The sequence below is a fragment of the Janthinobacterium sp. SUN137 genome, from assembly GCF_030587265.1.
Classification (GTDB): Bacteria; Pseudomonadota; Gammaproteobacteria; order Burkholderiales; family Burkholderiaceae_D; genus Janthinobacterium; species Janthinobacterium kumbetense.
Genome location: NZ_JAPWHZ010000003.1, coordinates 1,174,023 through 1,187,872 on the forward strand (window position 1 = coordinate 1,174,023; position 13,850 = coordinate 1,187,872).

12 protein-coding genes and 1 rRNA gene are annotated in these 13,850 nt (G+C 63.1%); 10 read left to right on the plus strand and 3 right to left on the minus strand.

The features are described 5' to 3' along the window. Window positions 1-102: 102 nt before the first annotated feature. Genes O3298_RS20365 through O3298_RS20400 form a run of 8 tightly spaced genes read left to right on the plus strand, consistent with a single transcriptional unit; the run spans window position 103 to window position 9,056 of the window. Complete coding sequence (locus O3298_RS20365; protein ID WP_099665019.1) at window positions 103-1,914, plus strand: methyl-accepting chemotaxis protein; 1,812 nt, start codon at window positions 103-105, stop codon at window positions 1,912-1,914. Between the two features lie 4 nt (window positions 1,915-1,918). Then, complete coding sequence (locus O3298_RS20370) at window positions 1,919-2,374, plus strand: chemotaxis protein CheW (RefSeq protein ID WP_305060381.1); 456 nt, start codon at window positions 1,919-1,921, stop codon at window positions 2,372-2,374. Next, window positions 2,371-3,621, plus strand: coding sequence for a protein-glutamate O-methyltransferase CheR (locus tag O3298_RS20375; protein WP_305060382.1), 1,251 nt, complete (start codon window positions 2,371-2,373; stop codon window positions 3,619-3,621). The genes O3298_RS20370 and O3298_RS20375 overlap by 4 nt, the downstream gene beginning before the upstream one ends. Before the next feature lie 9 nt (window positions 3,622-3,630). After that, a complete protein-coding gene (locus O3298_RS20380; RefSeq protein WP_099665022.1) occupies window positions 3,631-4,317 on the plus strand; it encodes a chemotaxis protein CheW in 687 nt (228 codons plus the stop codon). Continuing rightward, the gene (locus O3298_RS20385) at window positions 4,314-6,617 is read left to right on the plus strand and encodes a hybrid sensor histidine kinase/response regulator (RefSeq protein WP_305058054.1); all 2,304 of its coding nucleotides are present in this window, start codon (window positions 4,314-4,316) and stop codon (window positions 6,615-6,617) included. The genes O3298_RS20380 and O3298_RS20385 overlap by 4 nt, the downstream gene beginning before the upstream one ends. 10 nt (window positions 6,618-6,627) lie before the next feature. After that, complete coding sequence (gene cheB / locus O3298_RS20390; protein ID WP_099668186.1) at window positions 6,628-7,680, plus strand: chemotaxis-specific protein-glutamate methyltransferase CheB; 1,053 nt, start codon at window positions 6,628-6,630, stop codon at window positions 7,678-7,680. A 10-nt stretch (window positions 7,681-7,690) separates the two neighbouring features. Next, complete coding sequence (locus O3298_RS20395) at window positions 7,691-8,716, plus strand: diguanylate cyclase (RefSeq protein WP_099665024.1); 1,026 nt, start codon at window positions 7,691-7,693, stop codon at window positions 8,714-8,716. A gap of 25 nt (window positions 8,717-8,741) precedes the next feature. Beyond that, window positions 8,742-9,056: a pyrimidine/purine nucleoside phosphorylase gene (locus O3298_RS20400; protein ID WP_099665025.1), complete on the plus strand. Its 315-nt coding sequence runs from the start codon at window positions 8,742-8,744 to the stop codon at window positions 9,054-9,056. A gap of 65 nt (window positions 9,057-9,121) precedes the next feature. Here the strand turns inward: O3298_RS20400 and murB are convergent, their stop codons facing one another. Then, the gene (murB, locus tag O3298_RS20405; RefSeq protein WP_305060383.1) at window positions 9,122-10,150 is read right to left on the minus strand and encodes a UDP-N-acetylmuramate dehydrogenase; all 1,029 of its coding nucleotides are present in this window, start codon (window positions 10,148-10,150) and stop codon (window positions 9,122-9,124) included. Window positions 10,151-10,335: 185 nt separating this feature from the next. Here murB and O3298_RS20410 point away from each other — a divergent pair, with 185 nt between their 5' ends. Both O3298_RS20410 and O3298_RS20415 read left to right on the plus strand, forming a co-directional pair. Beyond that, window positions 10,336-10,821 (plus strand): YajQ family cyclic di-GMP-binding protein, encoded by a 486-nt coding sequence (locus O3298_RS20410; protein WP_034759416.1) that lies wholly within the window; start codon window positions 10,336-10,338, stop codon window positions 10,819-10,821. 183 nt (window positions 10,822-11,004) lie between these two features. Beyond that, window positions 11,005-12,270, plus strand: a complete 1,266-nt coding sequence (locus O3298_RS20415; protein WP_070277935.1) for a nitronate monooxygenase — start codon at window positions 11,005-11,007, stop codon at window positions 12,268-12,270. Between the two features lie 54 nt (window positions 12,271-12,324). Here O3298_RS20415 and O3298_RS20420 read toward each other — a convergent pair whose 3' ends face one another. After that, window positions 12,325-13,623 (minus strand): leucine-rich repeat-containing protein kinase family protein, encoded by a 1,299-nt coding sequence (locus O3298_RS20420; protein WP_305060403.1) that lies wholly within the window; start codon window positions 13,621-13,623, stop codon window positions 12,325-12,327. Between the two features lie 111 nt (window positions 13,624-13,734). Further along, window positions 13,735-13,847: ribosomal RNA gene (gene rrf / locus O3298_RS20425) — 5S ribosomal RNA — on the minus strand. Window positions 13,848-13,850: the final 3 nt, after the last annotated feature.

The following is a 13,850-nucleotide window of genomic DNA, read 5'->3' on the forward strand; positions in this document are numbered from 1 at the left end:
ATTTACCACCCCGCGCGTACCCAGATCGCCCCCATTTTGCTGTCCTCATGGCAAAATGCTACAGTGCAATTGTGCTGACCTTCCCGCTTCCGGAGCCCTCCCATGTTCAAAGACCTGAGTATCAAGAATAAACTGTACCTGGGCTTCGGCTCCATCGTGGCCATCATCCTGATCTTGCTGGGCGTGGCCTACAACAGCTTTTCGCGGCTGTCGGAAGCCAATGCATGGGACCGGCACACGATGGAAGTGCTGGTCGAGATCGACAAGATTCACAATTCCATCCTGCAAATCCAGGTGGAAGCGCGCGGTTTCATCCTGACCGGCAACGAAGCTTCGCTGACGCCGGAAACCGATGAAACAGGGGTGCTGAGCCAGCACACGCAAAAAGCCATCAGCATGACGGTGGACAACAAGGTGCAATCGGAACGCTTCCGCAAGATCGACCAGCTGAGCAGCACCTGGGTCAAGGAGTGGATCACCCCCCTGATCGAGAAACGCCGCGCGCTGGGCAATGCGCCGGGCGCCACGGAAACGGTGGCGCGCCTGCTTCCGCCGGCCGGCTCGCCCGGCATCGTGCAGGCCAACAAACTGCTCGACGAAGCCGCCGCCGAAGAAAACCGCTTGCTGGCCGAGCGCACGGCCACGTCAAGTCGCCTGCAGGAAACCATGCTGCTGACCTTGGCGCTGGGCGGCGTGCTGTGCGTGGTGCTGGCGCTGGGCATTTCCTTCGTCCTGGCCAAGGCCATCCTCGGTCCGCTGAACAGCCTGACGGACGCCGTCGGGCGCATCGCCGGCGGCGAGCAAGGCGCACGCGCCGCCATCATCTCGCGCGACGAGCTGGGCAAGGTGACGGAAGAGTTCAACCGCATGGCGCAAACCATCCAGGACAACCAGGCCAATGAACTGGCCGCCACGAATAGCCTGCGCGCCAAGGTCGATTCCCTGCTGGAAGTGGTGTCGAAGGCGGCCTCGGGCGACCTGACGGGCAAGGTCGGCATCACGGGCAACGACGCCATCGGCCAGCTGGGCAACGGCCTGGCGAAGATGTTTGAAAACCTGCGCAGCCTGCTCAACAATGTGCAAAAGGCCGGCATCCAGGTCACGACCTCCGCCACGGAAATCGCCGCCTCGGCGCGCCAGCAGGAAGCCACGGGTATTGAGCAAGCGCAAACCAGCGTGGAAATTCTCAGCACCACCAAGGAAATCTCGGCCAACACGAGCCAGTTGCTGAAAACCATGGAAGACGCCACCGCCGTGGCCGACTACACGACGAATGCCACGGCCGAAGCGCAAAACAACCTCAAGCGCATGGATTCGACCATGCAGCACATGGTCTCGGCCACCGATTCCATCAACGCCAAGCTGGCGGCCCTGTCGGAAAAAGCCAGCAATATCAATAGCGTACTGATCACCATCACGAAAGTGGCCGACCAGACCAACATCCTGTCGCTGAACGCCGCCATCGAGGCGGAAAAAGCGGGCGAAGCGGGCCGCGGCTTTTCCGTCGTGGCGACGGAAATCCGCCGCCTGGCCGACCAGACGTCCGTCTCCACGTGGGATATCGAGCAAATGCTCAAGGAAATGCAGTCGGCCGTGTCCGCCAGCGTGATGGGCATGGATAAATTCTCGGAAGAAATTCGCCGCAGCGTGGGCGAAGTGCGGCAAGTGGCGGAACAATTGTCGTCCGTGATGGATCAAGTGCAAAAACTCACGCCGCAATTTGATGCCGTGCTGCAAGGCATGCAGTCGCAGGCGATCGGCGCGTCGCAAATTTCCGACACCATGATGCAGCTCAACGACGCCACGCAACAGACGGTGGAATCGCTGAAGGCCACCAGCGAAGCGGTGCACCAGCTGCAATATGCGGCGGGCGACCTGCAGTCGAGCGTGTCGACCTTCGCCGTCACCATCTGATCCCATGAAAGTGCTGCTCTTTCACATCGGACGCGACCGCTATGGCCTGCCCCTGGCCGGCATCGTGCGCGTCCTGCCGCTGCTGGAGCTGAAACAGTTGCCGCTCACGCCAGACTACGTGGCCGGCCTGATGGACTTGCACGGCACGCCCGTGCCCGTGATCGACCTGTCGCGCCTGGCCGGGCTGCCTGCCGCCGCCGCGCAATTCGACACGCGCATCGTCATCGTCGACTACCGCGCGCCTGGCGGCGCCACGCATGCGCTGGGCTTGCTGGCCACGCAGGTGCGCGGCATCGCCGACATCGCGGCGGACCAGCTCGAGGATAGCGGCGTGGCCACGGCGCCGTTCCTGGGCCAGGTGGCCAGCGACACCGACGGCATCGTGCAGCTGGTGGAACTCGAACACCTGCTGCCGCCGGACGTGCGCGCGCTGCTGTTTCAAGACGCGGGCGCGGCATGACGGCCCAAGCCCTGCTGCGCCGCGCGACCGGACTGTCCGTCTCCAAAGCCGTGGCCGAGCGGGCCGTCGGCCAGCGCATGGAGCAAACGGGCTTCAGCGATAGCGAAGCCTACCTGCAAGCGCTCACGCCGGCCGAAATGACGCAATTGATCGAGCTGGTGGTGGTGCCGGAATCGTGGCTGTTCCGCGACCCGCAGGCGTTCTACGCCACCGTCGAACTGGTGCAGGAACGCTGGGCGCGGGGGCGCGCCACGCGCATCCTGTCGATCCCGTGCGCGGGCGGCGAGGAACCGTATTCGATGGCCATGGCGCTGCGCGACGGCGGCGTGCCGAAACAGGCGTTCAGCATCGACGCGTATGACCTGAGCCCCGGCTGCATCGAGCGGGCACAGGCCGGCGTGTACGGCCGCAATGCCTTCCGCGCGCAGGACGTGGCCTTCCGCGAGCGCTATTTCACGCACGTGGCCGACGACGCCTACCGCATCATCGACTCCTTGCGCGAGCAAGTCACCTTCAGGCAGGGCAATCTGCTGCAATTCGACACCGCCACCTACAGCCGCCATTACGACGTCATCTTCTGCCGCAACCTCTTGATTTACTTCGACAAGCCGACCACGCGCGCGGCCATCCACAACCTGTCCGCCCTGCTGGCCGACGACGGCATGCTGCTGGCCGGCTATGCGGAAGTGCCGTCGTTCTGCCAGAACGGCTTTGCGCCGCTGCAGTTCCGCCAGGCCTTCGCCCTGAAGAAGGAAACGGCGGCGCCGGCCAGCCCCGTGCAAGTGGCGCCGCTGCCGGCCGCGCGCCCCCTGCGCAGCGTGCCGCCCGCGCCAAGGCGCGCCGCCGCAGCCGCCCCTGCCGCCGGCACAGCGCCGCGCACGCGCCCCGTGTCCGTGCCATCGCCGGCGCTGGCCGCGCCAACCGCGCAAGCCGATTTGCTGGCCGAGGCGCGCCTGCTGGCCGACCGTGGCCAGTTGCGCGAAGCGGGCGAAAAATGCCACGCCCACCTGGCGCGCGTGCCCGAGGCGGCGGAAGCGTATTTCATGCTGGGCATCATCAATGAACTGGCCGGCAAGATGGACCTGGCCGACGATTACTGGCGCCGCTGCATCTACCTGCAGCCCGACCATTACGAGGCGCTGTGCCACCTGTCGCTGCTGGCCGAACGCAATGGCAACCACACGGCTGCCGCCACCCTGAAGGCGCGCGCGGCGCGCATCTACCAGCGCCGCCAGGCGTCCAACTAAGGGGCAAGCATGACCAACCTCATCGCCACCGAGTCCCCCGACGCCATCGACGACTGCTGGAACCATATCGGCGTAGTCGGCGACCAGAGCTGCCCCAGGCTGCCGGCCAACGTGCATTGCCGTAACTGCGACGTGTATGCGGGCGCCGCCCAGCGCAACCTGCAGCGGCCCGTGGATGAACACTACCAGCGCGACTGGGCCAGCCACTTCCGCCAGATCGATGCGGGCGGCGAAGTGCGCGACAGCTCGGCGCTGGTATTTCGCATCGGCCGCGAATGGCTGGCGCTGCCCACGCGCGTGTTCGACTCCGTGGCGCCGCAGGCCAAGCCGCACGTGCTGCCGCACCGCGGCGGGCGCGGCCTGGCGGGCATCGTCAATATCGGCGGCAAGCTGTATCCGTGCATGTCGCTGGCACACTTGCTGGGCATCGACGAACAGGGCGCGCCGGCGGCCCGCGGCCGCCACACCTTTGCGCGCCTGCTGCTGATGCGCTGGGAAGAGCAGGCTTACGCGCTGCCCGTGGCCGACCTGCACGGCATCGTGCGCTATGCGTCGAGCACCGTGCAAGCGCCGGCGGCCACCATCAACAAGGGCCTGTCGCGCTATCTGTCCGGCGTCATCACCGAGGGCGACATGCGCATCGGCTGCCTCGACACGGCGCTGATCGGCTTTCAACTTGCGAGACTATTACGATGAGCCAGGACCAGCACGGCGACCTGAGTGCCTTTTCCATGCTGGACCTGTTCCGCATGGAGGCGGACAGCCAGACCCAGATTCTCACCGACGGCTTGCTGGCCATGGAGCGCCATGCGGGCGATGCGGCCGCCGTCGAAGCGATGATGCGCGCGGCGCACTCGATCAAGGGCGCCGCCGCCATCGTCGGCCTGCAAGTGGTGGTGCAGCTGGCGCACGGCATGGAAGACAGCTTTGTCGCCGCCCAGCACGGCCGCCTGAAACTCACGCCGGAGCGGGTCGACGTGCTGCTGTCGGGCGTCGACCTGATCGTGCAGCTGTCGCGCCTGGACGACGCAGGCGCCGAAGCGTGGCTGGCCGCCAATGCGGCGCAGATCGACCAGACCCTGAACGCCATCGCCGGCATCGCCGACCTGCCCGAATTGCCGGCCCTGCCCCCGGCGCCGGCGCCCGTGCCAGCGCCGGCAGCGGTGGCGCCACAGGCTCCCGTGGCCAGCGGCCTGGCGGGAGAGGACGCGGAAGCGGAAGCGACAGAAGCTGCCGCGCCCGCGCCGCGTACAGGTGCCGCACCGGCCAAGGCCCAGGCGCAGAATTTCGACAAGCTGCTGTCGCTGGCCAGCGAATCGCGCATCAATGCGCACCAGATGCACCCGTTCATCGGTGCCTTGCAGCGCTTCAAGCGCAACCAGAGCAGCCTGTTTTCCGCCATCGAGCATTTGCACGAAGCCATTGCCCGCTCGGGCGACGCGGGCCTGATGGAAAAATCCCTGCTGGCGCTGCAAAAGACGCAGCCCCTGAAGCAGTTCATGCTCGAGCACATCGCCGACATCGAAACCTATGAGCGGCGCCTGCTGGCCGTCTCGCAAGGCATGGTCGACGAAGTGCTGGCGCTGCGCATGCGCCCTTTCCGCGACGGCATCCACGCCTTCCCGCGCATGGTGCGCGACCTGGCGCGCAGCCTGGGCAAGGAAGTGCAGCTGGAGATCGAAGGCGAAGACACCTTGGTCGACCGCGACATCCTGGCGAAGATCGAAAGCCCGCTGAACCACATGCTGCGCAATGCCATCGACCATGGCATGGAAGGCCCGTACGAGCGCATCGACGCGGGCAAGGAAGCGCTGGGCACGATACGCATGGAAGCGCGCCACCGCGCCGGCATGCTGAGCATCGAAATCAGCGACGACGGGCGCGGCGTCGACCTGGAAAAGATCCGCCAGTCCGTCATCGAGCGCAAGATGGCCAGCCCCGCCATGGCCGCCGCGCTGTCGCCGGGCGAGCTGCTGGAATTTCTGTTCCTGCCCGCCTTCAGCCTGAAGGCGACGGCCAATCAATTGTCCGGACGCGGCGTGGGCCTGGACATCGTGCACGAGACGATACGCCAGCAAAACGGCACGGTGCGCCTGGAATCGGAGCCGGGCCGGGGTTTCCGCGCCCTCATCACCCTGCCGCTGACGCAATCGATCGTGCGCGCGCTGGTGATCGATATCCAGGGCGAAGCCTATGCCATCCCCATCGTCAAGGTGGAAAGCGTGGTGCGCGTGCCGCAAGCGGCCATCCATACCCTGGAAAACAAGCAGTTCTTCGAACTCAAGGGCGAGCATCTGGGCCTGGTCTCGGCGGCGCAGGTGCTGGAACTGGGCGAAGCGGCGAACCAGGCCGAGGACTTGCCGGTGGTGGTGATCGGGCGCGGCAAGCAAAGCTATGCCCTGGTGGTCGACGCCATCCGCGGCGAGCAAAGCCTGGCGGTGCAGGCCATCGATCCGATCTTCGGCAAGATGCGCGACATTTCCGCCGCCGCCCTGCTCGATGACGGCGAGCCGGTGCTGATCCTCGACGTGCCCGACCTGCTGCTGTCGATCGACAAGCTGCTGCACGAGGGTGGCCTGCACCAGCTGGCGCAGGCGGGCCATGCGCAGCAGCGCCGCGCCAAGCGCATCCTCGTCGTCGACGATTCGCTGACGGTGCGCGAGATGGAGCGCAAGCTGCTGCTGGCGCGCGGTTTCGAAGTCGACGTGGCCATCGACGGCATCGACGGCTGGAACGTCGTGCGCAGCGGCGAGTACGACCTGGTGATCACCGACGTCGACATGCCGCGCATGGATGGCATCGAACTGGTTTCGCTGATCAAGAAGGACCTGCACCTGCACAAGCTGCCGGTGATGATCGTTTCGTACAAGGACCGCCCGGAAGACCGCGCGCGCGGCCTGTCCGCCGGCGCCGACTATTATCTGACCAAAGGCAGCTTCCACGACGAGACCTTGCTCGACGCGGTGGCCGACCTGATAGGAGATGCCCGCTTATGAGTTGTACTTCATGAAAATTGCCATTGCCAACGATGTCGCCATGGCCGCCGAGGCCCTGCGCCGCGTGGTGGCCAGCACGCAGGAACACCAGGTGCTGTGGATCGCCCGCACGGGGCTCGAAGCCGTGCGCATGTGCGAGGGCAACCGTCCCGACCTGATCCTGATGGACCTGAACATGCCGGAGATGGATGGCGTCGAGGCGACGCGCCTGATCATGGAGCAAAGCCCGTGCGCCATCCTGGTGGTCACGGGACGTCCGCAAGACAATGTCAACCAGGTCTTCCGCGCGCTGGGCGCGGGCGCGCTCGACGTCACGGCCACCCCCGTGCTGCAGGGACAAGTGGGCGGCGACAGCGAACTGCTGGCCAAGATCAAGACCATCGGCAAGCTGATACGCCACAGCGCCGAAACGCCGCCGCCGCGCCAGGCGAACGGCAATGGCGGCGAACGGGCCGACGGGCAAGTCACCACGCTGGTGGCCATCGGCGCCTCGACGGGCGGCCCTTCGGCCGTGGCCAAGGTGCTGTCCGGCTGGACGGCGCCGCCCGGTTGCGCCATCGTGGTGGTGCAGCATATCGATGAAACCTTCGCCTCGCACTTCGCCAAATGGCTCGATGACCAGCTCAGCATGCCCGCGCGCGTGATCGTCGAAGGCGATGAACTGGTGTCCGGCACGGTGTTGATCGCCAAGACCAATGATCACTTGCTGCTAGATCAAAATTATCGTTTGGGTTACGATGCAGCACCACGCGAGTATGTTTACCGCCCGTCCGTCGATGTCTTCTTCAACTGCGTGGCGCAGCACTGGCGCGGCGACGCCATCGGTGTATTGCTCACAGGCATGGGGCGTGACGGCGGCGATGGCTTGCTGGCCATGCGCCGCGCCGGCAAGACGACCATCGCACAAGACCAGGCCAGCAGTGCCGTGTACGGCATGCCGCGCGCGGCGGCCGAACTCGATGCGGCGCAGCACATCCTGCCCCTGGATAGAATAGGCGCCAGCCTGCGCAGCCGCCTGGGCGCCAAACTCAACAATGGGTGGGAGCCCTCCCCTAACATCTGAAAAGAATGCAATGCCAGAATTCTCCTCCAGTTTCAGCCAGCATGAGCCCGCATTGACCGAATTCAAGGTCAGCGTGCTGCTGGTGGACGACCAGTTGATCATTGCCGAGGCAGTACGGCGCATGCTCAGCGACCAGCAGGATATCGAATTTCATTACGTGACCGACGCCACGCAGGCGCTGGACACGGCGCTGCGTTTGCAACCGACCGTCATCCTGCAAGACCTGGTAATGCCAGGCATCGACGGCTTCGCCCTGATCCAGCTGTACCGCGAAAACGCGGCGCTGGCGCACGTGCCGGTGATCGTGATGTCGGCCAAGGATGACCCGAAACTGAAGGCGCACAGCTTTTCCGTCGGCGCCAACGATTATGTGGTGAAACTGCCGGACCGCCTGGAGCTGCTGGCGCGCATACGCTACCACTCGGCAGCCCACATCAGCCGCCTGCAGCGCGACCAGGCTTTTCGTTTCCTGCGAGAAAGTCAAAAGAACCTGGCCGATGCCAATATCGAGTTACAGAAACTGGCCGCCCTCGATGGCTTGACGGGCATCGCCAACCGCCGCCGCTTCGATGAAACCTTGCAATTCGAATGGCAGCGGGGCCAGCGCGACAAGACGCCGTTGAGCTTGCTGTTTTGTGATATCGACCATTTTAAAAGCTATAACGACCACTTCGGCCACCTGGCGGGCGACCTGTGCCTGAAAAAAGTCGCCGCCGTGCTGACGGAACATTTGAAGCGCCCGGCAGACCTGGCCGCCCGCTACGGCGGCGAAGAGTTCGCCCTGATCCTGCCGGAAACGGAAGCGGCCGGCGCGTTGCTGATCGCCGAAGCATGCCGGCGCCACCTGGAAGGCTTGCAGATCGAGAATCCAGCGGCAAGCACGGGTATCGTCACCATCTCGATCGGCGTGGCCACCATCGTGCCTTCGCCGGACTCGACGGTCGAGCAATTGATCAACCGCGCCGACCAGGCCCTGTACGCGGCCAAGCGCGGCGGACGCAACAGCGTGCTGAGCGCGGCTGACGTCCAGGACTGATTTTTAACAGCAAGGAAAGTGAAGCATGAGCACACAACTGGACAATGTCAGCGTCGTCAAGAAGTCGAATATCTACTTTGACGGCAAATGCGTCTCGCACAACGTCATCCTGGCCGATGGCACGAAGAAAAGCGTGGGCGTGATTTTCACGTCATCGTTGCGCTTCAACACGGGCGCGCCGGAAATCATGGAAATCGTCGGCGGCCTGTGCAAGGTACGCCTGGCCGACGCGACGGAATGGAACAGCTATGGCGCGGGCACGCAATTCAAGGTACCGGGCAATAGCTATTTTGATATTGAAACCGTCGAAACCGTAGATTACGTCTGCCACTTCGGCTGATCCATGCAGAAAAAACGTCCATGGCTGCGTTGCCCTGAACATTTTTTCAAGCGCGGATTGACTATTTAGACAAACACAGGCTCGGGCGACAGGCGCACGCCATATTTCGCCTCTACATCATCCTGTATCGCTGCCGCCAGCCGGGTAATGTCCGCGCCACGAGCGCCGCCATTATTCACCAGAACCAGCGCCTGCTTGGGATACACTCCCGCGGGCCCCAGGTTTTTCCCCTTCCAGCCGCACTGATCGATCAGCCAGCCGGCCGCCAGCTTTTCCGTGCCATCGGGCTGCGCATGGTGTACCAAGGTGGGGAAACGTTCCAACAAGGCAAGACATTGCTCTCGTGACACCACGGGATTCTTGAAGAAGCTGCCCGCATTACCTATGACGGCCGGATCCGGCAATTTTCTCCGGCGGATCGCCATCACCGTGTCGGCCACCTGTTGGGGGGTCGGCTCGGCAATATTGCGCTCGGCCACGGCCTGCGCCAGTTCCGCATAGCGCAAGTTCGGCTGCCACTCGGCCGGCAAGGCAAACGTGACTTCCAGCACGATCAGTTCGCGGCCGTCCGCCTGCTTGAAGATACTGTCGCGGTAAGCGAAACGGCAAGCATCGCGGTCCATGTCGAAGACGATGCCGCTGCCACTGTGCATGACGCTCACGCTGTGCAGATAATCCTTGATTTCAACGCCATACGCGCCAATATTCTGGATAGGCGCCGCGCCCACCGTGCCGGGAATCAGGGACAGGTTTTCCAGCCCGCCCACGCCTTGCGCCAGGGTCCACTGCACGAAATCGTGCCAGTTTTCGCCGGCTGCGGCAGTGACGAGTATCGTCTCGAAATCCGCCTGCGCCAGGCGCATGCCGCGCGTGGCCATGTGCAGCACGGCGCCGGGAAAGTCGCCCGTCAGCACGATGTTGCTGCCGCCGCCCAGTATCAGGCGCGGCATGGCGGACAAGGCGGGATCTTGCAGCGCGGCGTGCAATTCGGCCTGCGAGGTGATGCGTACATAGGCGGCCGCATTGGCCGCGATGCCGAAGGTATTCAGGCGCTGGAGGGAGTAATTGTGTTCGATGGTGAGCTCTACAGACATGGGATCGGGAAATTTTGCTCGATTATAGAGCGAAAGCGACAAAAAACCACCTCAGGACAAGGGCGACTTGCCCGTTGTCCGTTAAAATGTCGCATCTTTAACAGGGCCGTCCCATGGCGCAGAATCAGCCGCCAAGGCCCAGCGCACCGAGCGTGCGCTCGCTTTAACAAGAAAAGGAACAGACCATGCCGTCATTTGATGTAGTCTCCGAAGCCGATATGATCGAAGTCAAGAATGCAGTCGAGCAATCCAACAAGGAAATTACGACCCGCTTCGACTTCAAGGGCAGCGACGCCCGCGTCGAACACAAGGAAAACGAGTTGACCGCGTTCGCGGACTCGGAATTCCAGCTCAGCCAGGTGCGCGACGTGCTGACCAACAAATTGACCAAACGCAAGGTCGATGTGCGCTTCCTCGACGAAGGCGACATCAAGAAGATCGGCGGCGACAAGGTCAAGCAGATCATCAAGATCAAGAATGGCATCGAATCGGATGATGCCAAGAAAATCGTGCGCGTCATCAAGGACAGCAAGATGAAAGTGCAAGCGAGCATCCAGGGCGAAGCCGTGCGCGTCACGGGCGCCAAGCGCGACGACCTGCAGGCGGCCATGGCCATGCTGCGCAAGGATGTACCCGACATGCCGCTGGAATTTAACAATTTCCGCGATTAATTTCGATGATGCGCACGCTGCGGCCTGCGCTTGCACCGGCATGGCGGCAAGCTGCCTCGGAGCGCCTGCGCGCTTGGGGTAGAATTGAAGCTGCGCACAGCTACATGCGCCCGCGCGCCTGACCGGCAGCGGGCTTGACCGTACATCTGGCTCAGTGATAACCACGGTAGTCTAAGGATAGCAATGAAACGTGTTGATGATTTCCGCCTGCGATTTGGCAAAAAAGAATATGTGCCCATCATGATAGGCGGAATGGGTGTGGATATTTCCACGTCGGAGCTGGCCCTGGAAGCGGCCCGGCTGAACGGTATCGGGCATATCTCCGATGCCATGGTGGAAGACGTGTCGGATCGCCGTTTCGACACCACCTTCGTCAAAGACAAGACGAAACTGTACAAGTTCAACATCAATAACAGCGACAAGGCCGTGGTGCAGTTCGACCTGGGCCGCCTGGCGGAAGCGCAGCGCCTGCATATCGGCCGCACCATGGAAGCGAAAAAAGGCGATGGCTTGATCTTCGTCAATTGCATGGAAAAGCTGACGATGAACGGCCCCCGCGAAACCTTGCGCGTGCGACTGAATGCGGCGCTGGACGCGGGTATCGACGGCATCACCCTGTCGGCCGGCTTGCACTTCGGTTCGTTCGCCTTGATGGCCGACCATCCGCGTTTCCGTGATGCCAAGCTGGGCATCATCGTCTCGTCCGTACGCGCCTTGCAGATTTTCCTGCGCAAGAACGCCAAGCTGGACCGTTTGCCCGACTTCATCATCGTCGAGGGACCATTGGCCGGCGGCCATCTGGGCTTCGGCATGGACTGGGCCAATTACGACCTGCACACGATCACGGCGGAACTGCTGGCCTACCTGAAGGCCGAACAGCTGGATATCCCGCTGATCGCCGCTGGCGGCATCTTCACGGGCAGCGATGCCGTTTCCTTCCTGGAAGCGGGCGCGGCTGGCGTGCAAGTGGCGACGCGCTTTACCGTCACCAAGGAATGCGGCTTGCCAAACAAGGTCAAGCAGGAATACTACAAGGCCTCGGAAGAAGACATCATCGTCAATGGCGTCTCGCCGACGGGTTACCCGATGCGCATGCTGAAGAACACGCCCGCCATCGGCGCCGGCATCCGTCCAGGCTGCGAATCGTATGGCTACCTGCTCGACGCGACGGGCAACTGCGCGTACATCAACTCGTACAACCGCGAAGTGGCTGCCCATCCGGAGCAAAAAACCGTCGTCGTGATGGACAAGACTTGCCTGTGCACCCACATGCGCAACTTCAACTGCTGGACCTGCGGCCACTACACCTATCGCCTGAAGGACACCACGCATAAGCTCGACAACGGCGAATACCAGATCCTGACGGCCGAACACGTCTTCAAGGATTACCAGTTCAGCGTCGACAACCAGATCGCCCTGCCGGAAAAAGAAATCCTGGTGGCAAGCTGAATCTTGCCAGCCTGAAATAAAAATGGCGCAGCCTGCGAAGGCTGCGCCATTTTTTTATGCGGGAAACATGTCCCGCAAGGCCCGTTCGATCACGTCAAAGCTGGGCCGCTGCAATGCTTCTTCCTGCAGGCAATCTTCCATCATGACGTGCAGGGCCGGCAAAGGCGTCGCACAATGCGCGATCAGTTCGCCCAGCAGCACGCCAAAGGCGCGCGCCTCTATGCCCTGCAACACGTCCCCGTGCAGCGAGCCCGGCGCAAACATGGACGCCGCGCCAAAGTCGCCCAGCAGGCAGGCGCCGGCATCCGCATGCAGGATATTGTGGGCATACAGGTCGCCGTGCACGATACCGTGCGCATGCAACTGCCGCACGGCCGAGGCGATGCCATGCGCAATGGCCAGCGTTTGCGGAAAATCAAAGCGCGCGCCATCGGCATACACATCGCGCGTACACGATTCCAGGCTCGGCGGCCCGGCCAGGTTGCGGAAGGCCGCGTCAACGAGCGGCATGACGAGTCCCAGCGCTCCTTGCGGATGTGCATCGAGCGTCCCGAGGATGGGAATCAGGCCCGGATGGGCACCGGCGCCGACGCATGCGGCCATTTCACTGCGCGGTAAGCCATCGCTGGTCATGGCCCCCTTGAACACTTTGACGGCGACCTCATCGGCGCCATCCAGGCGGGCACGGTAAATCACGCCCGATGCCCCCTCGCCCAGCTGCTGCGCCAATACCAGGCGCTGCCACGCTACGCCCGCCGCGGCTGAACCGGCCAGGGCCGCCAGTTCCCGCGCTTCCGTGAAGGGATTGCCCGCATACGCCAGCCAGCCCAGGCGTGGCAGGGACAGCAGACAGTCGGGCAGCGCCGTGAAACGGTTGGCGGCGATGCGCACCAGTTCCAGCCGGCGGCAGTTCGCCAACGAAGCGGGCAAGCTGTCCAGGCAATTTCCCGCCAGCATGAGTTTCTGCAATTGTCCGCACTTGCCCAGCTCCTCCGGCAAGGCTTCGATGGCATTGTCGGTCAGGGTCAGCCAGCGCAGCCTGGATGGCAAGGCTGTGGCCGGCACGTGGCGTATCCGGTTCGCCTTGAAACCGATCATTTCCAGCGCAGGACAGGAACCGAGCACGGCCGGCAAGCTGGTGAACAGGTTGTTCGAGCAAAAAATGATGCGCAGCTTGTGCAGGCGTGGCAAATCGTCGGGAAGCGTGGCAAGCGCATTGCCGGACAGGTCGAGGATTTCCAGGCTGTCGGCGAGGTCGAAGATTTCGCGAGGGAATGCCGTCAAGCCGCAGGACAGCGTCAGACGGCGCAGGCCGGCCAGTTGGCCAGCGCGTAATTGCTCCAGTGTATGCACAGCAGACAAGATATTCCTTTCAAGCTAGCACGCGATCGATGCCATGCATAAAATCATTGGACGTAAAAAAACCCCAACCGGATCACCGGAAGGGGTTTTTTCGAATAACAAGCCTGACGATAACCTACTTTCACACTGGTTGCAGCACTATCATCGGCGCAAAGTTGTTTCACGGTCCTGTTCGGGATGGGAAGGGGTGGGACCAACTTGCTATGGTCATCAGGCAT

What these genes read in the sequence shown, in the direction of transcription:
- O3298_RS20370 (WP_305060381.1), top strand. Translation starts at nt 1,919, where the DNA reads ATGAAAGTGCTGCTCTTTCACATCGGACGCGACCGCTATGGCCTGCCC.
- O3298_RS20395 (WP_099665024.1), top strand. Translation starts at nt 7,691, where the DNA reads ATGCCAGAATTCTCCTCCAGTTTCAGCCAGCATGAGCCCGCATTGACC.
- O3298_RS20400 (WP_099665025.1), top strand. Translation starts at nt 8,742, where the DNA reads ATGAGCACACAACTGGACAATGTCAGCGTCGTCAAGAAGTCGAATATC.
- O3298_RS20375 (WP_305060382.1), top strand. Translation starts at nt 2,371, where the DNA reads ATGACGGCCCAAGCCCTGCTGCGCCGCGCGACCGGACTGTCCGTCTCC.
- O3298_RS20365 (WP_099665019.1), top strand. Translation starts at nt 103, where the DNA reads ATGTTCAAAGACCTGAGTATCAAGAATAAACTGTACCTGGGCTTCGGC.
- cheB (WP_099668186.1), top strand. Translation starts at nt 6,628, where the DNA reads ATGAAAATTGCCATTGCCAACGATGTCGCCATGGCCGCCGAGGCCCTG.
- O3298_RS20415 (WP_070277935.1), top strand. Translation starts at nt 11,005, where the DNA reads ATGAAACGTGTTGATGATTTCCGCCTGCGATTTGGCAAAAAAGAATAT.
- O3298_RS20410 (WP_034759416.1), top strand. Translation starts at nt 10,336, where the DNA reads ATGCCGTCATTTGATGTAGTCTCCGAAGCCGATATGATCGAAGTCAAG.
- O3298_RS20385 (WP_305058054.1), top strand. Translation starts at nt 4,314, where the DNA reads ATGAGCCAGGACCAGCACGGCGACCTGAGTGCCTTTTCCATGCTGGAC.
- murB (WP_305060383.1), bottom strand. Translation starts at nt 10,150, where the DNA reads ATGTCTGTAGAGCTCACCATCGAACACAATTACTCCCTCCAGCGCCTG.
- O3298_RS20380 (WP_099665022.1), top strand. Translation starts at nt 3,631, where the DNA reads ATGACCAACCTCATCGCCACCGAGTCCCCCGACGCCATCGACGACTGC.